Below are 21,306 nucleotides of genomic sequence, written 5' to 3'. Positions count from 1 at the left end.
AATGAAAAGGAATATTTTCTTGTAAACTTATTGCTGTAGTAATAACGTTATTAAAACAGGTTTTGTATCTTCATAGTCATAAATAGTTAACCTTATCAATTAGTACTACATGAATACACAAGACCTATCCAATGGCCCCGATGGCACAATTCCTGTCGGCATAGTATTGAATTAACAGCAGACTGGCGCGCGCGTACATTGAGGCGTCAAACCAAGCATTTAAAGCACAGTCATTTTTTGGGCCGATAATAAACTTTGTTAACATCCTTAAGTTCAATCCTAATGCATATGGCGTTAGAGCTTACATTGGTCTTGAAGATGCCGGTGATTCTGCAACGGCTAAGTTATTATTCGTACCTGTTTGCATGACAAAGACATTGTTTACCTGCAAAACGGCAATGGCGAAGGCGATGGTGACGGCAGTAATGTTTTTGACCTTACGTCAGTTTGTCCACCGTTTTGCCCGCTACCAAGCGTCCTGAGTCAATAATAATTTGTTAAGATGTTATATTTATTCTGCTTAAATGGCAATATTTAGGCCGCATAAACATCATACTTAATGGGTTTCCTTCTTTACTATATTAGTTATATAACGCCCGCATCTATTATTATACCAATTTGTGTGGGGTTATTAAGCTTTTTATTAGTCCGCGTACTGTTGAAGGGCACCGTGTAAGTCTCATTACAAAAATAGCATGCCGTAATACAGCGGGGCTGGTATTGTTCGCGTTAAAATACTCCCTGTTTCAGCTTCCTTTGTAGCATTGCCATCAAGTACTTTTACGTGTTTAAATATTCAGATATTATACGCACAGCAATAATTTTTTAGTAAGGGCATTCCTTTTATTACTTTATAAGAAAGCTACCATGCATTTTCAAACAAAAAAATAACAAATAAAGAAATCGGCACTTTCACATTTTAATATATTTTCTAAATATTTAATCTTATATAAAACATTGGTTTAATGTTATCGTATAAATAGTATTTACCTATACCTATTAAAGTATGCGTTATGTAATGGATAAAATATTTATCAGCAATCAAATAAAACTGGAAATATTAAAAGTGTGTGGGCATCCAACCATCAGGCCTTATAATTTACCCGGAAGTTTGCGATTGCATGATTTAAATTGTTATCATAAAACAGATTTTTGTCGGATTTTAGAACAAAGATTACAGGATATAGCATCGCATTATCAAACAGGTAAAATAATATTACCGGGCGATGTTTCACAGCAAAATACCGTAAGTGAATGCATTAAACTGGTTTTTGCAAATTAGTTATAACTAACAGCCGTTCAAATTTCAGTGATTTATACACACTGAAATTTGAATAAAAACCCCGTTCATTTTGTTCATTATTTTATTTTATAAAACCTACGGCTCTAATTTTACGATATATCAAATTGATTGGTATTTAACTGACTATCGATTGAAATTATTTTAAGCATTATGTGAACTTCCTAAATCAACCTAATCTTTAGCAACATGACAACATTTTTAACCCAACATTTTGATAATTTAAAAAAATTAGTTCTTGTTGTCGCGCAATTTAGGAACCTATCACCATCTGATTGCAAAACGCTCTCTCTGTTAATTTTTAAAAAAACAAACCAACAGGTTAGCGAAACTACACTTAAGCGTGTTTACGGCTTTGCCTACAGCAAGTTTAAACCGTCACTATTTACAATGGATGCCATGGCCAGGTATTGCGGCTACCAGGGCTGGACAGACTTTTGTGATAAAGATGGGCGTAAAGACACATCAAAAACTCAAGTTGAAGTTGGCTGGGATAATATAAAGCTTAATGCCAATAAAATAACGCAGTTTACTTTACAGGCGTTAAAAAACCGCTCGGGTATTCCGTTTAATCAAACAATAAAAAGAAGGTTTATTGATGATCATTTTGACGCCTTTTTAAAAGAAGGCCAGGGTGCAACCATCATTACCGCCCCAACAGGCTATGGCAAAACTATAGCGCTTTGCCATTGGATAGAATACAGAATGGCTATGAGTGTTGCCTGTAATAACGATGATATTATATTGTTTTTTAGCAGCAATGCCCTTATAAATGTTTTTATAAGCGGTAAAGATATTAATGAATGGTTACTATCATTATTAGGATATAACAGCAGCGATGATTTTTCGACCCTACTGGATAGTAAGCTAAACCACACCGGCAATTTTTATTTAATTATTGACGGGCTGGATGAGCACATGTTTAAAAGCGACCAATTTATTGTGCTGTTAAACCAGGTTATAGATATTTTTTCATTTTATCAGCATTACGCCAGCTTTAAAATAGTTTTAACAACACGCTCATCAACCTGGTTAAATAATCGTTCAGAATTTGAATCTTTCAGGGGCAACTGCTTCCTTGGCTTCCCGAGCCAGGATGAAGTATTGATAAACGTTCCTCTTTTTAATAACCAGGAAATAAAAGAGCTTAGCAATAACATAAATCCAACGGTAAATAATATTGTTACTGTTGATATATCAAATAATTTTAGCCACCCACTATACTTTCAATATTATTATAAACAGCACAAAAACGACTTTCAACTTAGCAGGGTTGATCAACTATCCATTTACGAACTTATATCAACCTTTATTTTAAATAAAATTTACCTGGGCCAGCATTCTACTGAAAAAACTTTGCTGATTAAGGCTTTAATTGAAAATATGGATTTTCAATCAGCGGTTTTTAGTGTAAATAAATTAAGACTAAGTGATCAAATTAAGCAGTTCAATCACGCCTATAACGATCTTTTAGGTATAGGCTTTATTCGTGAGCTTAATAAAAGTGTTGATATGTATTACAATACTGTTATTGAATTTGGCAACGATGATTTTTTAAACTACAGCATAGGGCGGCAAATACTTCATCTCAATAATAATGTATTTGATCAGCAATTGGCTGTAAGCCTTAATAACAATTTTAGCGATGGGCGTAAGGTTGCCGTTTTAAAATGGTGTATGATGTACGCCGTTAAAAATGGCCAGCAAAACATTTGTGAATTTTTAGCGCAAATTATTTTAAGCGCAAAAGAAAAGCTGGATACTATTGTTTTTATAGGCGATATAATTGCCAGGGAATACAGCTCAATAAATAAGCCTGAGGCTTTGGTAAAATACTTTGAGCGGGATTGCAGCGACGATTTGTTTGATTATTTTTTTGGCCTCGAATTTATTAACACCGGTTATAAGAAAGCATTACATACATTGTTGATTTTTAACCTGGCAAGCAAAAAAAAGATATTGATCTACAGCGCGCTTGCAGTTATAGCCGTAATACAATTGGATATTAACAAACTTGAAGAATATTTGCTGAACCTGAAAGGCTTTAGCCAGGATGACCTGCAGTCGCTGGCGATAAACCCCTTAAGCTGCCTTGAAACTATTTATTATTATTTTAAATATGGCATTGTAAAAAAAGAGGCATTTAGCGAGCTAACTCATTTTTACTTTAATCCGCCAAAATCGGGCGATAGTTTAATCGGATCGAGCGAAAATGATGTTTTATACTTATTGGCGATCTACACTTTATCCATTTGCAAAAACCCAATTAAGCTGTTGCGCTTTTCGCGGGTTATAAATAAAATTTACCAAAGGCCTGTTGCCGATGCGCCGGGTTATAATTTCATATTAAATTTAATGATAAGCGGCGCCAAGCTGCAAGCCGGCAGAACTGAAAAAGCATTGGAATTTTACAAGCAGGCCGCAACTTTTTATGATAAAGAAAACAGTGCTTACACCAGTTTTATGCTGTCGTCTTTTTATCTGCTTAAATTAAATATCAGCATATGGAAAGAGGACAAACAAAGTATGTATGAAATAATGAAAACGTTGGTTTACCTGGCAGATGAAAGTGATTTTAAATTGATTAAAATAGAGGCCTTGGTATACATTTTAAAGAGCAGGTTTATACATGAACAGGAAGCTGATTTTTATAAACGTTGTTATTACGATTTTATAAAACTTGTACGCGAGAGCGGGTTTAGGGAAGATAGTTTTATTGATAATAATTTAATTATGGCTATAAAATAGCCATTTGTTAGGGTTTACATTTTGAATTAGTTTGTTTAGTTTGTATGCGTATGCCGGTTAGTTTTTTGTTAACCGGCATTTTTTAAAGTGCTTTTTGCTTTTTATATTCCTTCCGCCAATCAATATAGCCTAATAATGCAACGGGAATATAAGCTGCATATAATATGGCAGTAGGCTCCAGGTGTTTGGCAATGTAAACGCCAACGTAAATCATATCTACAAAAACCCATATCAACCAATTCTCCAATATTTTTCTTGTCAGATAAACCTGGGCTATTAAACTACAGGTAGTACAAAAGCTGTCAAGGTAAGGATATGCAGCTGGTTTATAATGTAATATTGGCGAGAGGCTTACCAAAGTAAAGCCAAGTGCGGGAGTTACCACTAAAACTATTATTATTGAAATAATGACCTGCTTTCTATTGATCGCCGAAACCGGTATTTTAACTTCAACCCTATTTTTTTTGCTCCAAAAATACCAGCCATAAATACTGGTAATTAAAAAATAAATCTGCAGGCCCATGTCTGCATATAATTGGTAGTTATAAAAAACATAAATGTAAATAGTTACGCTAAAAATAGCTACCGGCCAATTCCATATATTGTTTATAGCGGCAAGCAATACACATATAAACCCGGTTAAAACACCAATAAGCTCAATCCAGCTTTGCTGGTGCCACCAATCCAGCAATCCATGTAAAATTTGCATGGCTAAAGGTAATAATTAGCAAATACAGAAGTTTAAATAATACCTATGAAAAAGCCATTTCATTTGAAAAGCACATTGTATTATATTTAATACAACACCTGTATTGAAAAATGGATTGTGTCGGTTATTTAGGCAATTTTAATCTCTCTTACTCCTTAAATGTGTACAATTAAGCGGCTTCAATCTATTTTAAAGCTTTGAAAAAATAAATATTCCAACCCCCTCTGGTTGTAGAAATCGTTCCCGGAATAATTAAGCGTGGTTTGAATGCCTATTAGTAATTATTGGCAAAGCATTTGCTGTTACATTAAGCGGTCCTGCATTTACCTGTAGAAAATATTACATCTACCTATTAAAAATGAATTCTCAGACACCCAAGCTGAAAATTTTTGTTCTTTGTTTTGGGTTTAATCAATAGTTTAAATTAATTAGGGGAAAGGGAGCTTCAAAAGAGCTCTCTTTTTTTTTGAAACATTTTTTACTATGCACGCATAATATTATTTTTACAAAAAGCTAATCTATAAACCATGCATTTTGAATTTACCGAAGAACAATTAATGGTGCGCCAGGCAGCACGTGATTTCGCGCAAAACGAATTAAAACCTGGCGTGATTGATCGTGATGAACACCAAAAATTCCCTGCCGAACAAATAAAAAAATTGGGCGACCTGGGTTTTATGGGATTGATGGTGTCGCCGCAATACGGTGGCAGCGGCATGGATACCATATCCTACGTGCTGATTATGGAAGAATTATCAAAGGTTGATGCATCTGCTTCGGTAGTAATATCAGTAAATAACTCGCTGGTTTGTTACGGGATCGAGAAATATGGAACCGAAGAACAAAAACAAAAATATTTAGTGCCCCTGGCCAAAGGCGAAAAGATAGGTGCGTTTTGCCTTTCAGAGCCTGAAGCAGGATCAGATGCTACCTCCCAAAAAACTACGGCCATTGATATGGGCGACCACTACCTGCTCAATGGTATTAAAAACTGGATCACCAACGGCAGCTCGGCATCAACCTATATTGTAATGGCACAAACTGATGCCGGTAAAAAAAGCCATGGTATAAACGCCCTTATTGTGGAGCGCGGTATGGAAGGTTTTACCATCGGCCCAAAAGAAAACAAAATGGGGATACGGGGATCAGACACGCACTCACTGATGTTCACCGATGTAAAAGTGCCTAAAGAAAACCGTATAGGCGAAGATGGTTTCGGCTTTAAGTTTGCCATGAGTACTTTAGAAGGTGGCCGTATTGGTATTGCATCACAAGCATTGGGCATTGCATCCGGCGCGCATGAACTTACCGTGCAATACGCTAAGGACCGTAAAGCTTTTGGCAAAGCAATAGCCGATTTTCAGTCGACCCAATTTAAACTGGCTGATATGGCTACTGAAATTGAGGCTGCACGTTTATTATGTTTAAAAGCAGCATGGTTAAAAGACCATCACCTGCCTTACGGGCAGGCAAGCGCGATGGCTAAGCTTTTCGCATCAAAGGTGGCAATGGACACAACAATTGAAGCCGTACAAATCCATGGCGGTTATGGTTTTGTGAAAGAGTTTCATGTAGAACGCTTGATGCGCGATGCCAAGATCACGCAGATATATGAAGGCACATCCGAAATTCAAAAGATTGTCATATCGCGCGAGGTGTTGAAATAATCTATCAAATTTATATACATTTGATTTTTTAACTGGCAGTATTCTTAGAGCCCTCGCATATGCTTCGGGTGCCTCAGTATAACAGCCGCACAATTATTCCCATGAAAACTAAAGCGCTGCTTATTGCCTTCTTTTCGATAATTATTAACGCGGCTTTCGCCCAAAACAAATTGCAAACCGGCGTATGGCGCGGGGTGATCAAAAATAAATCGGGCCATGAGCTGCCTTTTAATTTTGAGGTGAGTGATACTGCAGGCCATCAGCAGTTAGCTATTATGAACGGCGCTGAACGTTTAAAAGTAACCGATGTAAAAGTTATTGGCGATTCGGTATTCATTCATATGCCATTGTTCGATTCTGAATTTAAGCTGAAACTTGCTGATAATAAAACGCTGGCAGGCCAATGGATCAAACATTCTGCCGATAAGCAATATGCGTTGCCTTTTAAAGCTACCGCAAAAACAAATTACCGCTTTTTTTCTCCCGGCTACACTTCTAATTTAAATGTAGCCGGCCGCTGGACCGCTATTTTTGGAGAAGGAGCGCAAAGAGATACTACCGTTGGCGAATTCAAACAAACCGGCAATGATGTTACCGGCACATTTTTAACCACTACCGGCGATTACCGTTACCTTGAAGGAACTATAAAAGATGATAGCTTATACCTATCCTGTTTTGATGGCGGGCATGCTTTTATCTTCATTGCTAAAATAAATGCTGATAATACCCTTACAGATGGTAAAATGTACGCGGGAGCATCCGGCCTGGACCATTGGACAGCTTACCGCAACGAGAACGCGAAACTGCCTGATGCTTACTCCCTAACCTATTTAAAACCGGGTTACAAAAGCATTGATTTTACATTTAAAGATGTTAATGGCAATACCGTATCATTAAGCGATGCCCGTTTTAGAAACAAGGTAATTATCGTTCAGATCTTAGGATCATGGTGCCCAAATTGTATGGATGAAACGGCTTTCATCAACGGCGGATATTATCAAAAATATCACCCAAAAGGTGTCGAGGTAATTGGCCTGGCTTATGAGCGCACTACGGATTTTGCCCAATCGCAAAAGGCGGTTAAACAAATGCAAAGCCATTTTCATATCCAATACCCGTTATTGATAACCGGCTATACTCCCGGTAATGGCGATCCGCAAAAAAGCCTGCCAATGCTGGCTGATTTTAAAGGCTTCCCCACAACAATCATCATTGACAAACAAGGCAACGTCCGAAAGATCCACACCGGCTTTAGCGGCCCGGGAACCGGCGATTACTATACCCGGTTTGTTAATGAGTTTGATAAGCTAACGGATGATTTATTAGCGGAATAACCACTAATCTCATTGTGAGGAACAAATCAATCGCGAACTAAGCATGTTCGCTTTGCTACCTTTCGTTTGCTTCGTTCTCGCGATGACATTTGAACAAATCTTATGCTTTCTCTTCCCAAATCATGCACAAATGCAAAATAGTCTCCACCGCTTTTTGCATATCCTGTACCGATACCCACTCCTGCTTGCCGTGAAACGCATGTTCGCCGGCGAAGATATTAGGGCAAGGCAATCCCATAAATGATAACCTTGAACCATCGGTACCGCCACGGATGCTGCACAATTTGGCATCCATTCCGGCACGTTTGATGGCTTCCATGCCATATTCAACAATCTGCGGATGTTTATCCAGTATACTTTTCATATTGCGGTATTGCGGCTTAACCTGTAGGGTATATGATGAATTTGGATAATCCTTTAACACTTCAACGGCTATTCCACGGATCACATGCGCGTGGTCTTCTAATTTTTCTTCCTCAAAATCACGTATAATGAAATCAATTGTGGCCTGCTCTACATGACCCGATATTCCTACAGGATGAACGAAACCCAGCATTTTATCTGTCCCTTCGGGTGATAGGTTCAATGGCAGCTTGGCAACAATTTTCCCGGCGATCTTGATGGCGCTTTCCATGTTACCCTTGGCAAAACCGGGGTGCGCACTAATGCCGTGTATGGTTAGTTTGGCACCATCTGCACTAAAGGTTTCATTTTCCATATTGCCTGCGCTTTCGCCGTCAATAGTATAACCCGCGTAGGCGCCTAATTTTTCAATATCAACTTTATCCACACCGCGTCCAATCTCTTCATCCGGCGTAAACAATATCCTGATATCGCCATGCTTTATTTCCGGGTGATTGACCAGGTGGTAGCAGGCATCCATAATTTCCGCAACACCGGCTTTGTTATCGGCACCTAAAAGCGTTGTACCGCTGGCGGTAATAATATCGTTTCCAAATTGGTTTCTCAGGTCGGGGTGCTCGCTCATTTTCAGCACTTGCGTATCATCATCCGGCAAAACCAGATCCTGGCCCTGATAATTTTGATGGATGATCGGCTTTACATTTTCGCCGCTGCAATCCGGCGAAGTATCCATATGCGAACAAAAACAAATCACCGGCACAATCTTATCCGTATTTGAAGGGATGGTGGCATATACATAACCATACTCATCAATATGCGCGTCACTTATACCTATTTCTAATAATTCCTTTACTAACAAGTTGCCTAAGTTTTTTTGTTTTTCGGTAGATGGAACGGTTGCAGACTCCGGATCTGATTGTGTATCAATTGTTACATAACGCAAAAAGCGCTCAGTAACATTAAAAGCTAAATTTGCGTTTAAAGTCATAGCAGAAATTTATTTAAGATGATGTTTTACTTTTGTATCTTTCCAACGGTAAAAATCAACATCAAAATTGATAATTATTGAACTAATATTGGACTATTGAAAAAATACTTTTTACTTTTTGTTTTAGTACTTACTTCAGTAATTGTAAAGGCACAGGGCGATTACAACTTTAGTCCATTCGGGGTAGGCTTTGGCGTTAGTACCATTCGGGGTTATACAAACGTAGCCAAACAAAACAACACCCTTGCAGGCGAGCTTAATTTCACTTATAACTACAGCCCTTATTTGCCAATAACCCTTGCCCTTGAAGATGGGCGCCTGTGGGGTGGCAGCCGTGTTACCGACCCAAGCGCCCGTGAGTATGAAAACAATTACATTGCGCTTTACCTGCGTGTAGACCTGCAGTTAGGTCAGATAATTGATTACGACGGAAGCAGGTTTAACGAAGCTATTAAAAACGTTTATTTTGGCGGCGGCATAGGTTTTGTTGACGATAATGTACAAAACCAGCGTACAAACCTGATACCCAACGACCAATACCCGGTTGGCACCTATACATTCCCCGGAACTGATAAAAGTATAAACTTAGCTGTGCCGTTACGCCTGGGTTATGAGTTTAAAATATATAATGAGTACGATGAGCCTTTTATAAGGATTGACCTTGAATACCAGCACAATATTGTTTTTGGCGAAGGTTTGGATGGCTATGACGACCCGCCAAGCAATTTTAAAAATCAGCACCCCGATCAGTACCGCGATATAAGTGTTATTTTTAAATACAACTTTGGTACGATACGGGCATTTACAAAACGAATTAGGGGCTCGGGCTTTTGATGAACGTAGAAGAATTACGTGATTATTGCCTGCAAAAAAGCGGTGTAACAGAGGGGATGCCCTTTGATAATAATACCCTAGTTTTTAAAGTTGGCAACAAGATCTTTTTGCTTATAGGCCTGGATACCGGCAACCGTTTTAATGTAAAATGCGACCCTGAACTTGCTATCGAACTGCGTGACCGCCATATGGAAGTTATACCGGGCTTTCACATGAATAAAGTGCACTGGAACACGGTTTATATGGATGGCAACCTAACACACAGGCAACTTTGCGAAATGATAGACCACTCCTATTTCCTGATACTTAAAAGCCTGCCCAAAGCGTTACAAGCCGAAATAAACCATACTAAATAAGCCACAAATGAATGAATATTTAACGGCTACGCCCGTAGCGTCGCTCATATTTGTTATTACGATCTTAACTTCGGTAATGACATTTAACAATGTTGAGTTGCTATCGAACCTGATACTGCACCCTTACAGCGTAGCCCGTAACAAAAAAACCTACACAGTTATTACCAGCGGCCTGATCCACAATGACTGGATGCACCTGCTGTTTAATATGTTCTCTTATTATTTTTTCGCATTCCCTTTAGAAAGGGCTATGGGCCACTGGCAATTTGGTTTGCTTTACGTCGCCAGTTTAATATTAAGCGACCTGCCAACCATCTACAAGCATAAAAACGATTACTATTACCGTTGCCTGGGTGCTTCCGGAGCAGTAAGCGCGGTTATTTTTGGCTATATCATGTATAATCCCGGCAGCGGCATGATGATTATGCCGATACCTTTCGTAATACCGGCAATTGTTTTTGGGCCTTTATACATGATCTATTGCCATTTCGCCTCAAAACATGCACGTGATAATGTAAATCATGATGCCCACATGTATGGCGCACTAAGCGGTTTGATCATCGTGATCATTTTGAACCACCACGTAGTAAATGATTTTATAGTTGGCGTTAACGGGGTAATTCAATCGTATTTTCATTAACGAAGTTGCCATTGGCATCAAACAGGAAACTCACCGGGTTTTCCGGGTTTTTGATGATCTCCAGCAACAGGAAACCCCAGTTTTTCCAGAAGCTTTCCAGCACCTGGCCAAAGGTTTTATTGTTCCAGGTATCAAACAGCGGTTTGCTGCTCATGCCGCGTAAGGGCATCGCCTCTAAATAAATATCCTCGCCTACGGGTAAAATATTATACTCGGGCAGGCGGTTAAACAGGTAGGCCGAGTAAAATACCCGTCCGCTGAATTCCTCGAACTGGATAGGGTGCAGCATATTATCCCCAATTCTATCCAAAACCTCTTTATGGTATGATCTATTGGCGCCGTTATCCTGTAAGCAGATCACCAAACCAAAATCCCGTATCCGTAACGCGAAGGTCATGGTGTTGATCTCATCGCGGTAGCCAAATTCCTTTTCATTATTATCAACCTTAAATAAAAAAACGCTGAAAGGTTTAAAGCCGTCAAATTCCAAAGGCAAATTGATACTTTGCAGCATTAAATGCAGGTGGCTGAATTTATGAATAATGGATTGCGAGATATTAAACTCTTCCCCTTGCGAATGCTGCAAGCGGATGCCGCTTTGGATCTCGTTAAAGATGATCCCATACAACAATTTGCCCGCCCATTGAAAAAGCTTTTGCTCATCAAGCTTTTTAATAGCTGCGTAACCAGCCTCGAATGCGGCAGCAATTTCGTTTTCCAAAGGCTCCAGCCATTGTTCGTTTACTTCTGCCGCACAAGGAATTTTCAGGTCTTTGTAGGTGGCCATGCTTTCATCCAATAGTTTAAAAGGTTGGTCTTCCAAACTGTAGCGGCTCATAAGCCATTGCGGAAAAACCTGGATCTTTTCTTCGGGGGATGATAATTTTTGTCCCGTTAAAAAGCAGGTAGTATTGCTAAAATTATTGCTTTCGAACGGATGGTAAATTTGTGCCGGCATAAGCGCAAAGATAGGTATGAATTTCGTTTTGAAAATTTTAGCTTTGAATTTAACATGGAACTGACTTACCACCCCTTTGAACTGCAACTGAAGCATCCCTTTACCATTGCCAAGTTTTCGCGCACGTTTACCCCGGTTATGCTGCTGCAAATAGCGCATGAAGGCCACATCGGCTATGGCGAAGCATCAATGGTACCCTACATGAGCGAAACCTATGAAACCGCGCATGAATTTTTGAAAAAGGTTGAAGTGACGCAGTTTAAATATCCATTTGATTTTAAGGAGATAAGCGCTTATTTAAATACTATTGCTCCGGGCAATACCGCCATTAAAGCTGGGATAGACATTGCCCTGCATGACCTGAAAGGCAAATTACAAAACAAACCCTGCTGGCAATTATTAGGTAGCGATCCTGCGCAGATGCCGGTGACCAGTTTTACCATTGGCATTGATACCCCCGAAGTTATGCGCCAAAAAGTGCAGGAAGCCGCCGGTTATAAGATCATCAAAGTAAAGCTGGGCAGGAATAACGATAAGGCAATCATCCAAACTATCCGTTCGGTAACCGATGTGCCGCTTTTTGTTGATGCCAACCAGGGCTGGACAGACCTCGAAAAAAGCCTCGATCTTACTTACTGGCTCAAAGAACAAGGCGTTTTGCTGGTTGAACAACCCATGCTGAAAACCGACCGCGACAGCAACGCGTGGCTGACGGAACGAAGTCCCCTACCGATAATCGCCGATGAGGCCATGCAAACCTTTGATGATGTGGAGCGCGCTAAAGGCGCTTATCACGGCATCAACATTAAGCTGATGAAATCTGCCGGGATGTACGAGGCATACAGGATGATCAGAAAAGCACGTGAACTCGATCTGAAGGTAATGATCGGCTGCATGACTGAAACCAGTTGTGCCGCCTTAGCTGGAGCAGCCCTCGCTCCGCAATGTGATTGGGCTGATCTGGATGGCCCATTTTTAACCAGTAATAACCCATTCGTATTGCCGGATCTGTTTAATGGGAAATGGGTTTTGAGCGGAGAAAGTGGTTTAGGGTTAAATCTCCTGTAATGCGTAGTAGTAGTTGCAACGCAAATAAAAGGCGCGCAAACGCCCGACGGAAAACCGGAAGAATGACAACTTGTATAAAACTACTTCTTTAAAAAACCATCAATAGCTTTAACCGCATCAGCATAACGCTCATCACCCGTACCGGAGATCAGGATATAATTAGCATTCAAAGCCTGTAATTCCTTAACCCAAATATCCATAAAATGTTCCCGCATGTGCGGGAAATCGCGCAGCGGGTCTTCTTCCCAGGGGAGGTCGATGTTGAGCAATAAATACAGGTCATAAGTATGTTTGGGTAGCTCGTCGAGCACTTCCTGCGGGGTTCTGCCAAAGGTGTAATCACTCCAGATCTTCACGGTTATAAAAGTGGTATCACAGATCAGTAATTCATTAGCCTGTGGCAGCATTTCGGCTTCAAGTTCCAGTTGTCCGTAGAACATATTTATCTCATCCTGCCAGGTGCAGGGCTCGGTTAGCTTGGCGCAATAATCACGGGCATACTCGGGCACCCAAACCGTATTATAATGCTTCGCCAAAAAAGCCGACATGGTTGATTTGCCCGTCGACTCCGGCCCTACTACGGCTATTTTTGGTATAGCCATTATTTCACCTTGGATGATAACCAGTTAGCACGGAATGTTTGCTGATCGGCGGTTAATGGTTTGCCGGCTTTTTCGTAGGTTACTACCTCCAAATAAGGGTTTTCTTCTAAAGTGATAGTGGTTTGGTGCGCACCGGTACGGTTGGTATAATCAACCACTATTTTATCGCCGATCTGTTTTGAATCTACAATATCATTAAATGATTTCGCGTCGGTAATATCTTTGCCATCAGCCTTTAAAATAATATCGCCTGCATCCAAACCCGCCTTGTAAATTGGCGAACCCATCAAAGTGCTGTTTTTTAATGCCAGGCCCTGTGCCGCATTTATGTTAGCAGCTCCTGAACGCATCCTACCACCATTGTAACCGATCGGCCCGGCCCAGGCTTTGCCCGGCGCGCGTTTACGCAATATCAAACCTGCCTTATCTAACAAAGCAGTATAATTATTCTTTTCGATGCCGTAGATGTAGCGGCTGTAAAAGTCGTCGGCAAATTTGGGGTTGGTCAGTTTAGCCAATACTTTTTGCAGATCGGGAATGGTATATGGTTTTTGCACTTTGCCAACGGCTAACCAAACGGCTTTCATGTAATCATCAAGCGTAAGGTTAAACTCGCTGCGCAGGCGAAGATCAAGCGCTACCGCTGTGGCGCCACCATAATAGTAATAGGTTAAAAACATATTGGTGGTATTCACCGGGTCGATAGATACACCGTTGTCGGCATAAACCGCGTAGCGGCTCATTTGTGTTTCGGAGTATTTGGCAGCACCCGGAGAATTCAAGATCGAGTTGATCAAGCCTGACAATGTATGCGTATAATCATCAACCGAATGAAAACCTGAGCGCTCTAATATCAATTCGCCGTAGTATTGGGTAAAGCCTTCGGCAAACCAAAGTTCGCTGCTCATATCGGCATGGTCAAAGTTAAATGGCTCTAATGATTTTGGGCGGATGCGTTTCACGTTCCAGCTATGGAAATATTCATGCGCAAAAGTGCTTAATTCCCCGACTTCGTTGCCGGCAATTTGCTTGTCTTCCTCAACAATACAGGTAGAGTTGCGGTGTTCCATACCATCACCCGAATTGGTTGGGTATACGTCATCCAAAAAAGTGTATTCTCCATAATCATAGGTTGGCAATTCGCCGTAAACTGCCTTTTCTTCCAAAACAACTTTTTGCACCATTTTGCCAAAATTGTCGATGGTTTCCTGGCTATCGTCAGAGTGGGCAGTAAGATTGATCTTTTCCGTTTTGCCATCGGTATTTACCACGCTCCAGCTGGTTTCCTTAAAGTTGGACAGCTCGGTAGGGCTATCAAAAAAGTATTGCAGGTTAGGCGCGCTGTATATGTTATCGCCGTTGTGCTTAAGCTGGGTAGCTACTTTCCAACCGCGCTGGTCGAGGCCGTCAAACTCAACAGTGATCGGGCGGGCATCCTGTCCTGCTGTCCACATAAAAACCGCGGGGAAGTTTAAGTGCGCGTGGCTTGGATCGATGCAGGCATAGGTGCCATCTGTATAATTGGCAAATAGGGTATAGCTTATTTTTACAGTTTCGGGGTGTTCCTTTAATTCATACACATCGCCCTGCACCTGTACCAGGTCGAGTTTGTTGCCATCAACATCGGTTGCTTTTACGTTGTAGATGTTCTTACCGAACTCATGCGTGGCGTAACGACCTGCAGATGAGCGGCTCATGTGGAAATCCAGGGTGCCGGTAGGCGCCTGTGGCAAGGTTAATACAACCTCGGCCTCATGGTGCTCCGCATTAGGGAACGCGATGGTATAATAAATTGCTTTAGGGGCAGTTTGGGCAAAACTACCGGCCGCAAACAGGGATGCGGTAACCATAAAAAACAGTTTTTTCATATGCAGTTAAAAGAAAAGCTGAATTTAATATAAAAAGGGGAAAGTTTAGCAGGAAAATTATTGTGTAGCGGGAAAGAAAGTAACGGGAGTGAGGTTGCAGCTCCCCTTTTGAGAGGGGCAAGTTTGTGTTATGCGGCTCGGAGGGTGATCAGCGAAGCAAGCCCGGGTAAGTCCTCTACGCCTTAATCATACTTATGCTTATCCAGATCATATTCCGATTGACCGGAAATGAGCTTTTTGCGCCTGGCGATATCCTCGTCTAAATGATGGTCGTAAACGTTGTCTGTTACTGCTATATCCCGCTCCATATCCTTTTCTGCAAAGTGCATATTGGCATGAGCGGTTTTTGCCAGCGCCACATCATATGGCCCTTTGGGCGACATCAGCTTAACAAATACCGGCAAACACTCGAACAGTATAAACAACCAGCTGATGAATGTTTCGGCTAAGTATGTGTCTAAATTGCGGGTGCCGTCATCGTTATAGCCCAACTGGCCTAAGGCCCAGTTACGGTCGGCAAAACCGGCTACGTTAGCAAGGCTGTCCAATTGATGATCCGAGAATAAACGCAGCGTATTTAATCCCTCGTATTCTTTTCGCTGGGCGAGGTATTGGTCCATTTTATCCTGGTTTTGTGTCACCAGTTTCAGGCGGTCCTGCTTCTCCTGCAAAACAGCTTCTTTTTGCTTGGCATAAGTACCGTAACCTTTAATGCCGGATGTTTGGTTTGATTTATCGCCGAAAACTTCCTGGTTCAATTGGTAGCGGCTGCGGTTAATATCCTTGGTAAGCGAATCGCTTTCCTTTTTATAGTCGTTTGCCTTACCCAGTTCCATCGCGTACTTTTGGTTGTAGGTTTTCTCTAAAGTATCAATCTTACGGTGCTGGCCCTTGATGTAGGCATTCTTCAGCTTATTGCGGATCTCTTTATCAAAGATCTTTAGTTCGATAGGGCGGGAGATCACTACACCGATCATGATGGCGAGTAAAATACGCGGCGATGCCTGTAAAATCTGCGAGTTGGTGCTGCCCTCTTTGTTGATGCTGGATACAATGTAGCGGTCCATGTTAAAAATGGCTGTGCCCCAGATCAGGCCGAACAGGATGGCAAAGCCAACGGCAAAATCGCCCCCGTTAAAAACGAAGAACATGGCATAACCGCCAGAAAGCGAGGCAAATAAAGCGGTAAAAAATATGGTGGCCCCGATACCAACGTATTTATTATGTTCGATGGGGTATTTTTTTAAGGTATCAACATGCGCTCCTGAACAGAACCAGAAAAAGCGTGTAACTTTTCTCATCTAAATATATGTGTTATAACTGCAAACATATATGAAACGCTCTTAACAAGCGAATGTTACAAAATAATCGGTTAATTATTTAATACATAAAACACTAACTTTGATTTTTATATAATAATAACCATGAAAGAAATAAGTGTACAGGAACTAAAGGAAAACCTGGATAACAAAGAAGATTTCCAATTAATTGATGTTAGAGAAGATTTTGAGTACGAGGTGTCAAACCTGGGTGGAACAAACATCCCCTTGGGTGGTGTCTTAATCGAAGCTGATAAAATTTCAAAAGATAAACCTGTTGTTGTAATGTGCCGCAGCGGCAAACGCAGTGCGGCGGCTATAATGCAACTGGAGCAATTGGGTTATACCAACCTGTCAAACCTGCACGGTGGCATATTAGCTTGGGCAGGCGAAATTGACCCTGAACTTAGCGTATATTAGGCTATGTTTAAAAAAGCAGCGCTTAATTTGATGTATAATTTCGGCATGGGGGGTAGTATCATTGTAGGCTACCTCGCCATTGAACGAAAGAGCTTTTTGCTGATATTTCCGGCTATCGCGGCTTTGATATTTTTCCTGATGCAAAAGATAAAGCTAATGAAAGAGATCAAAAGCATGAAAGACCCCAGGCCTGCGGCTACCCAGAAAATAAAAACCAAATAATAAACCCCAAAAACCATGCTTATTGCAATTTTAGGCATCATTATACTTATTGTAGGTATGGTGATGAAACGCTCGCCCGAACCAGGCAGCCATTTTAGCGGAATTGTTACCGTAATAGGTGTTGCCGTAATTATCATAGGCGCCTCATTGTCGGCCTTTAAGGTGATAGATCCCGGAAAGGTTGGCGTTCAAACGCTGTTCGGGCAGGTGCAGCCCGAGGTATTGCAAAGCGGCTTGCACGTGATCGACCCATTGGTTGATGTAACCATATTTGATACCCGCACGCAGAACTACACCATGAGCTCTAAAAGCAACGAGGGACAGGTACAGGGCGATGACGCCATCCGCGTATTATCAAGCGATGGATTAGAGGTGACGATAGATCTTTCTATCCTTTACAAAGTTACGCCGGCAAAAGCGCCATACATTTACCAAAATATTGGCGAGGATTACGAGGATAAGATCGTTCGCCCGGTTACCCGTACCGCCATCCGCGATAACGCGGTGAATTACCAGGCAGTTGATCTGTACTCTACCAAGCGCGAGGAATTCCAGTTCAAGATCAACAAAACTATCAGCGATAATTTTGCTAAAAATGGATTAGAAGTTCAGCAGATCCTGGTTCGTAACATCACCTTACCGGCAAGTGTACGTGAAAGTATTGAATCAAAAATCCAGGCTGAACAGGATGCCCAAAAAATGCAGTTCGTACTACAAAAGGAACGCCAGGAAGCCGACCGTAAACGCGTGGAAGCACAAGGCATTGCCGATTACCAAAAGATCATTTCAACCGGTTTAACAGATAAGCAGTTGCAGTATCAATCTATTTTAGCACAACAGGCAATTGCTACATCGCCCAATACCAAGATCATCATTATGGGTAGCGGTAAAACACCGATTATGTTGAGTGATAAGTAAGATATGAATTATGGGAGTGTTTAATTCTCTTCAACACAAGATTAGTTATGCAATCTCATATCTGTTTATTGAAGCCTAGTTACTTATTGTTGAAGAAACTGTATCACCAACAAATTTAGCCGGGCCGGGATTGGACTTAGTGTTTGGATTGTTTTACGTGATTCTAACTGCAATACTTTTTTTCAAAACATTGATCAATGCCTTCAAAAACAGGTAGTGTCTCAGTTTGAATTTTATTTATTTTGTTCAGATCCTTTAGGCTTTTTTAAACCTAATAACATAAGTAAGATACCAATAAGTAATAATGGCCAGATATAAATCTTATATGCGTTAGTTGTATTATCCAAATATGTACCTGTAAATAATAAAATCGCACCTATATAAAAAAGGAATTTGTTGTGAGGATATATTTCGTGAAGTTTCATTGATTAAAAAAGCCACTTGTTAGGTGGCTTAAATGTAGTGATAACTTATTTGCAAATCAATTGAATAGTATGTAGCTTTAATTAAACTTTAAACCTACAATTATGGCACAATTTATTACAAGGGTTGAATTACACGGCGCAAACCATAATGAAACCCCTTATCAGATATTGCATCAAGCAATGGCATCTAATGGATTTAAAAGAACAATAACATCCGATGGCAATATCACATATAATCTGTTAACCGCAGAATATGAAATTACAGGCAACTATCTCATATCCGCCGTAATAGAATCAGCAAAAGAAGCCGCTTTAAAAACAGGATATAGTTATTCTGTTTTTGTTAGTGAGATAACAAGGGCAAGTTGGTGGAACCTAAAACAGGTTTAACAATTAATAGAACCGCTCCCTAATTTTTTACCCTTAAATTCATTTTTACAATATGTACGCCCACAAATAGCATACAGCAATCTGATAATATACTCAAAAACAGAAACTATTGGCTTCCATTTATATATTTGGGGGCTATAGTTTTTATTTTTGTCTTTACTATCTTCGCCTATAAACTCCGCCAATAAATTAGTACCTATCATTCACGCCTTTACGCTTTACTAATTTAAAATGGAAGTAATACCGGCCCGGTTTTCCGTTAGGCCATTGCCCGCTCTGATTACGAACTGTTTATTGCGGATATTACCCAAACAACTCGCTACTCAAATACCTGTCCCCACGGTCGCAGCAAATAAATACAATAGTGCCCGATTCCAGTTCCTGCGCCAGTTTAATGGATGCCGACATCGCGCCGCCACTGCTCATGCCGGCGAAAATGCCTTCTTCGCGAGCTAAACGGCGCGCCATCAGGGTTGCTTCCTGCTCAGAGATATCCATGGTGCGGTCAACGCGTTTGGCGTCGAATATTTTAGGCAGATATTCAGTAGGCCAGCGGCGTATCCCGGGGATGGATGATCCCTCGGATGGCTGGCAGCCGATGATCTGGATAGCCGGGTTTTGTTCTTTTAAAAACATGGAATTACCCATGATAGAACCGGTAGTACCCATAGCGCTTACAAAATGGGTGATCTCGCCATTGGTATCGCGCCAGATCTCAGGGCCTGTAGTTTTATAATGCGCTAAGTAATTATCCGGGTTCGAGAACTGGTTCAGCAAGAAATAATCATCGCTCGCGCCTTTTTCCTCTGCATAATCGCGGCACTTTTCAATACCATCCAGCAAAGTAACCTTCGCGCCGAAGGCTTCCATGGTCAATGTACGTTCGCGGGTAGAATTGCTCGGCAAAACCAATTCTATCTCGATGCCAAACATACTGGCGATCATCGCAAGCGCGATACCCGTATTGCCGCTTGTCGCTTCGATCAATTTAGATTCTTTAGTGATCTCACCCCGCTCCATCGCGCTGCGGATCATGTTGAGCGCGGCACGGTCCTTTACGCTGCCACCTGGGTTATTGCCCTCCAGCTTGGCAAAAATGCGTACGTTAGGGTTGGGGTTTAAACGTTGGATCTCGGCTAAAGGGGTGTTCCCTATCAAATCTATAATGCCAGCCATAATATTATACTTTGGTTTTGTTGATCACGTTTACCAGCGGCTTGTGGTAAACGGTAGAATGAGGCTCAACGCTTTGGGTTAACCAAACATTGCCGCCGATAACGCTATCATGCCCGATAACCGTTTCGCCACCTAATATGGTAGCGCCGGAGTAGATCACCACATGGTCTTCAACAGTTGGGTGCCGTTTGGTAAATGCCATATTTTTAGCTACGCTCAATGCGCCGAGCGTTACACCCTGGTAAAGCTTTACATGCTTGCCGATCACGCTGCTTTCGCCAATCACGATCCCGGTTCCATGGTCGATGTAAAAATATTCACCGATTTGGGCTGCCGGGTGGATGTCGATCCCCGTTTTAGAGTGGGCGTGTTCAGTAAGTACCCGCGACACCAAAGGAATATCGTGCATATGCAAAATATGCGCTAATCTATAAAAGGAAATCGCGAAAAAGCCGGGATAACTGCGGATCACCTCAAATTCGGTGCGCGCTGCCGGGTCGCCGCTGTAAATGGCTTGAATATCGGTTTTTAACACGGCATACAACTCCGGCAATTGCTCAAAAACAGATCTGGATAACTGCCTGATGTCGCAATCCCAGCAAGCTTTGGTCGCTTCCATCACATGGCAAAGTTCATTTTCCAAGCGCTCAAACTCGTCTTTCAAGGATTGAACAGAGGCGAACACCTGCTTGGAATGCTCAGGAAAAAGCAGGCGGATCACGTTGAGCGCCCAGGAAGTAATTTCCTTATTGGACGGAACAGCATCAACATTGCTATGCTTATCAAATAATTCCCTGTAAAAATGCTCGTCCATTAAATGCGTTTTGATTGTATGCACCTCAATAACAGGACCGTTTATAGCCTGTTATAAAAGATGATGCAATTTATAAGGAATAATTTGTTTGGGGCTCATCAGATGCAGGGAATTGTGAAATATGATATTTTGATGAGTGATGGATAGCTTTTATAAACGTCCTAATTTCTCTGAAAAAGAAATTAAT

22 protein-coding genes are annotated in these 21,306 nt (G+C 41.2%); 13 read left to right on the top strand and 9 right to left on the bottom strand.

Annotated features, from left to right (window positions below; all coding sequences use genetic code 11):
- The first annotated feature begins 361 nt into the window (after positions 1-361).
- The 3 genes from ACYZ0U_RS02570 to ACYZ0U_RS02560 all read left to right on the top strand — a co-directional run bounded on the left by ACYZ0U_RS02570 (position 362) and on the right by ACYZ0U_RS02560 (position 4,048).
- The gene (locus tag ACYZ0U_RS02570) at positions 362-490 is read left to right on the top strand and encodes a hypothetical protein (protein WP_461449490.1); all 129 of its coding nucleotides are present in this window, start codon (positions 362-364) and stop codon (positions 488-490) included.
- Between the two features lie 528 nt (positions 491-1,018).
- The gene (locus ACYZ0U_RS02565; protein ID WP_461449488.1) at positions 1,019-1,282 is read left to right on the top strand and encodes a hypothetical protein; all 264 of its coding nucleotides are present in this window, start codon (positions 1,019-1,021) and stop codon (positions 1,280-1,282) included.
- Positions 1,283-1,489: 207 nt separating this feature from the next.
- A complete protein-coding gene (locus tag ACYZ0U_RS02560) occupies positions 1,490-4,048 on the top strand; it encodes a hypothetical protein (RefSeq protein ID WP_461449486.1) in 2,559 nt (852 codons plus the stop codon).
- Positions 4,049-4,130: 82 nt separating this feature from the next.
- On the opposite strand, the gene pnuC is transcribed toward ACYZ0U_RS02560, so the two are convergent.
- The gene (gene pnuC, locus ACYZ0U_RS02555) at positions 4,131-4,757 is read right to left on the bottom strand and encodes a nicotinamide riboside transporter PnuC (protein WP_461449484.1); all 627 of its coding nucleotides are present in this window, start codon (positions 4,755-4,757) and stop codon (positions 4,131-4,133) included.
- A gap of 527 nt (positions 4,758-5,284) precedes the next feature.
- Here pnuC and ACYZ0U_RS02550 point away from each other — a divergent pair.
- The gene (locus tag ACYZ0U_RS02550; protein ID WP_461449482.1) at positions 5,285-6,424 is read left to right on the top strand and encodes an acyl-CoA dehydrogenase; all 1,140 of its coding nucleotides are present in this window, start codon (positions 5,285-5,287) and stop codon (positions 6,422-6,424) included.
- Positions 6,425-6,525: 101 nt separating this feature from the next.
- Positions 6,526-7,758: a peroxiredoxin family protein gene (locus ACYZ0U_RS02545; RefSeq protein WP_461449480.1), complete on the top strand. Its 1,233-nt coding sequence runs from the start codon at positions 6,526-6,528 to the stop codon at positions 7,756-7,758.
- A gap of 100 nt (positions 7,759-7,858) precedes the next feature.
- Here the strand turns inward: ACYZ0U_RS02545 and pepT are convergent, their stop codons facing one another.
- Entirely contained in the window at positions 7,859-9,109 is a 1,251-nt protein-coding gene (pepT, locus tag ACYZ0U_RS02540; RefSeq protein WP_461449478.1) for a peptidase T, read from the bottom strand.
- Positions 9,110-9,205: 96 nt separating this feature from the next.
- Here pepT and ACYZ0U_RS02535 point away from each other — a divergent pair, with 96 nt between their 5' ends.
- Genes ACYZ0U_RS02535 through ACYZ0U_RS02525 form a run of 3 tightly spaced genes read left to right on the top strand, consistent with a single transcriptional unit; the run spans position 9,206 to position 10,939 of the window.
- Positions 9,206-9,943, top strand: a complete 738-nt coding sequence (locus ACYZ0U_RS02535; protein WP_461449476.1) for a hypothetical protein — start codon at positions 9,206-9,208, stop codon at positions 9,941-9,943.
- Positions 9,943-10,299 carry an MmcQ/YjbR family DNA-binding protein gene (locus tag ACYZ0U_RS02530; protein ID WP_461449474.1) on the top strand — a complete coding sequence of 119 codons (357 nt, stop codon included), beginning with the start codon at positions 9,943-9,945 and terminating at the stop codon, positions 10,297-10,299. Before ACYZ0U_RS02535 ends, ACYZ0U_RS02530 begins: the two co-directional genes overlap by 1 nt.
- A 7-nt stretch (positions 10,300-10,306) precedes the next feature.
- A complete protein-coding gene (locus tag ACYZ0U_RS02525; protein ID WP_461449472.1) occupies positions 10,307-10,939 on the top strand; it encodes a rhomboid family intramembrane serine protease in 633 nt (210 codons plus the stop codon).
- On the opposite strand, the gene ACYZ0U_RS02520 is transcribed toward ACYZ0U_RS02525, so the two are convergent.
- Positions 10,908-11,897 carry a hypothetical protein gene (locus ACYZ0U_RS02520; protein WP_461449470.1) on the bottom strand — a complete coding sequence of 330 codons (990 nt, stop codon included), beginning with the start codon at positions 11,895-11,897 and terminating at the stop codon, positions 10,908-10,910. The two genes, ACYZ0U_RS02525 and ACYZ0U_RS02520, sit on opposite strands and share 32 nt — an antisense overlap.
- 54 nt (positions 11,898-11,951) lie before the next feature.
- On the opposite strand from ACYZ0U_RS02520, the gene ACYZ0U_RS02515 reads away from it, so the two are divergent.
- Positions 11,952-12,965 (top strand): dipeptide epimerase, encoded by a 1,014-nt coding sequence (locus ACYZ0U_RS02515; RefSeq protein ID WP_461449468.1) that lies wholly within the window; start codon positions 11,952-11,954, stop codon positions 12,963-12,965.
- An 80-nt stretch (positions 12,966-13,045) separates the two neighbouring features.
- Here the strand turns inward: ACYZ0U_RS02515 and ACYZ0U_RS02510 are convergent, their stop codons facing one another.
- The 3 genes from ACYZ0U_RS02510 to ACYZ0U_RS02500 all read right to left on the bottom strand — a co-directional run bounded on the left by ACYZ0U_RS02510 (position 13,046) and on the right by ACYZ0U_RS02500 (position 16,736).
- Positions 13,046-13,567, bottom strand: coding sequence for an AAA family ATPase (locus ACYZ0U_RS02510; RefSeq protein WP_461449466.1), 522 nt, complete (start codon positions 13,565-13,567; stop codon positions 13,046-13,048).
- A complete protein-coding gene (locus ACYZ0U_RS02505; RefSeq protein ID WP_461449464.1) occupies positions 13,567-15,435 on the bottom strand; it encodes a M61 family metallopeptidase in 1,869 nt (622 codons plus the stop codon). Before ACYZ0U_RS02505 ends, ACYZ0U_RS02510 begins: the two co-directional genes overlap by 1 nt.
- A 182-nt stretch (positions 15,436-15,617) precedes the next feature.
- Positions 15,618-16,736 (bottom strand): DUF4407 domain-containing protein, encoded by a 1,119-nt coding sequence (locus ACYZ0U_RS02500; RefSeq protein ID WP_461449462.1) that lies wholly within the window; start codon positions 16,734-16,736, stop codon positions 15,618-15,620.
- 123 nt (positions 16,737-16,859) lie between these two features.
- Here ACYZ0U_RS02500 and ACYZ0U_RS02495 point away from each other — a divergent pair, with 123 nt between their 5' ends.
- The 4 genes from ACYZ0U_RS02495 (at position 16,860) to ACYZ0U_RS02480 (ending at position 19,129) form a co-directional block, all read left to right on the top strand.
- On the top strand, positions 16,860-17,174 hold the full coding sequence (locus ACYZ0U_RS02495) for a rhodanese-like domain-containing protein (RefSeq protein WP_461449460.1): 315 nt from the start codon (positions 16,860-16,862) through the stop codon (positions 17,172-17,174).
- Between the two features lie 3 nt (positions 17,175-17,177).
- Positions 17,178-17,396: a DUF6358 family protein gene (locus ACYZ0U_RS02490; protein ID WP_461449458.1), complete on the top strand. Its 219-nt coding sequence runs from the start codon at positions 17,178-17,180 to the stop codon at positions 17,394-17,396.
- Positions 17,397-17,411: 15 nt separating this feature from the next.
- Positions 17,412-18,314, top strand: coding sequence for a prohibitin family protein (locus tag ACYZ0U_RS02485; RefSeq protein WP_461449456.1), 903 nt, complete (start codon positions 17,412-17,414; stop codon positions 18,312-18,314).
- Positions 18,315-18,841: 527 nt separating this feature from the next.
- Positions 18,842-19,129 (top strand): hypothetical protein, encoded by a 288-nt coding sequence (locus ACYZ0U_RS02480; protein ID WP_461449454.1) that lies wholly within the window; start codon positions 18,842-18,844, stop codon positions 19,127-19,129.
- Here ACYZ0U_RS02480 and ACYZ0U_RS02475 read toward each other — a convergent pair.
- The 3 genes from ACYZ0U_RS02475 to epsC all read right to left on the bottom strand — a co-directional run bounded on the left by ACYZ0U_RS02475 (position 19,126) and on the right by epsC (position 21,119).
- Complete coding sequence (locus ACYZ0U_RS02475; protein WP_461449452.1) at positions 19,126-19,332, bottom strand: hypothetical protein; 207 nt, start codon at positions 19,330-19,332, stop codon at positions 19,126-19,128. The genes ACYZ0U_RS02480 and ACYZ0U_RS02475 overlap by 4 nt on opposite strands.
- A 100-nt stretch (positions 19,333-19,432) precedes the next feature.
- A complete protein-coding gene (cysM, locus tag ACYZ0U_RS02470) occupies positions 19,433-20,305 on the bottom strand; it encodes a cysteine synthase CysM (RefSeq protein ID WP_461449450.1) in 873 nt (290 codons plus the stop codon).
- Between the two features lie 4 nt (positions 20,306-20,309).
- On the bottom strand, positions 20,310-21,119 hold the full coding sequence (gene epsC / locus ACYZ0U_RS02465; RefSeq protein ID WP_461449448.1) for a serine O-acetyltransferase EpsC: 810 nt from the start codon (positions 21,117-21,119) through the stop codon (positions 20,310-20,312).
- Positions 21,120-21,306: the final 187 nt, after the last annotated feature.

Origin of the sequence: Mucilaginibacter sp., from assembly GCF_965225845.1 — a bacterium.
Classification (GTDB): Bacteria; Bacteroidota; Bacteroidia; order Sphingobacteriales; family Sphingobacteriaceae; genus Mucilaginibacter.
This window is presented reverse-complemented; position numbering and strand designations above follow the sequence as displayed.

Excerpts from the sequence above, each read along its gene's own strand:
- ACYZ0U_RS02565 (WP_461449488.1), top strand. The coding sequence starts at position 1,019 with ATGGATAAAATATTTATCAGCAATCAAATAAAACTGGAAATATTAAAA.
- ACYZ0U_RS02560 (WP_461449486.1), top strand. The coding sequence starts at position 1,490 with ATGACAACATTTTTAACCCAACATTTTGATAATTTAAAAAAATTAGTT.
- pnuC (WP_461449484.1), bottom strand. The coding sequence starts at position 4,757 with ATGCAAATTTTACATGGATTGCTGGATTGGTGGCACCAGCAAAGCTGG.
- ACYZ0U_RS02550 (WP_461449482.1), top strand. The coding sequence starts at position 5,285 with ATGCATTTTGAATTTACCGAAGAACAATTAATGGTGCGCCAGGCAGCA.
- ACYZ0U_RS02545 (WP_461449480.1), top strand. The coding sequence starts at position 6,526 with ATGAAAACTAAAGCGCTGCTTATTGCCTTCTTTTCGATAATTATTAAC.
- pepT (WP_461449478.1), bottom strand. The coding sequence starts at position 9,109 with ATGACTTTAAACGCAAATTTAGCTTTTAATGTTACTGAGCGCTTTTTG.
- ACYZ0U_RS02530 (WP_461449474.1), top strand. The coding sequence starts at position 9,943 with ATGAACGTAGAAGAATTACGTGATTATTGCCTGCAAAAAAGCGGTGTA.
- ACYZ0U_RS02525 (WP_461449472.1), top strand. The coding sequence starts at position 10,307 with ATGAATGAATATTTAACGGCTACGCCCGTAGCGTCGCTCATATTTGTT.
- ACYZ0U_RS02520 (WP_461449470.1), bottom strand. The coding sequence starts at position 11,897 with ATGCCGGCACAAATTTACCATCCGTTCGAAAGCAATAATTTTAGCAAT.
- ACYZ0U_RS02515 (WP_461449468.1), top strand. The coding sequence starts at position 11,952 with ATGGAACTGACTTACCACCCCTTTGAACTGCAACTGAAGCATCCCTTT.
- ACYZ0U_RS02510 (WP_461449466.1), bottom strand. The coding sequence starts at position 13,567 with ATGGCTATACCAAAAATAGCCGTAGTAGGGCCGGAGTCGACGGGCAAA.
- ACYZ0U_RS02505 (WP_461449464.1), bottom strand. The coding sequence starts at position 15,435 with ATGAAAAAACTGTTTTTTATGGTTACCGCATCCCTGTTTGCGGCCGGT.
- ACYZ0U_RS02500 (WP_461449462.1), bottom strand. The coding sequence starts at position 16,736 with ATGAGAAAAGTTACACGCTTTTTCTGGTTCTGTTCAGGAGCGCATGTT.
- ACYZ0U_RS02495 (WP_461449460.1), top strand. The coding sequence starts at position 16,860 with ATGAAAGAAATAAGTGTACAGGAACTAAAGGAAAACCTGGATAACAAA.
- ACYZ0U_RS02490 (WP_461449458.1), top strand. The coding sequence starts at position 17,178 with ATGTTTAAAAAAGCAGCGCTTAATTTGATGTATAATTTCGGCATGGGG.
- ACYZ0U_RS02485 (WP_461449456.1), top strand. The coding sequence starts at position 17,412 with ATGCTTATTGCAATTTTAGGCATCATTATACTTATTGTAGGTATGGTG.
- ACYZ0U_RS02480 (WP_461449454.1), top strand. The coding sequence starts at position 18,842 with ATGGCACAATTTATTACAAGGGTTGAATTACACGGCGCAAACCATAAT.
- ACYZ0U_RS02475 (WP_461449452.1), bottom strand. The coding sequence starts at position 19,332 with ATGATAGGTACTAATTTATTGGCGGAGTTTATAGGCGAAGATAGTAAA.
- cysM (WP_461449450.1), bottom strand. The coding sequence starts at position 20,305 with ATGGCTGGCATTATAGATTTGATAGGGAACACCCCTTTAGCCGAGATC.
- epsC (WP_461449448.1), bottom strand. The coding sequence starts at position 21,119 with ATGGACGAGCATTTTTACAGGGAATTATTTGATAAGCATAGCAATGTT.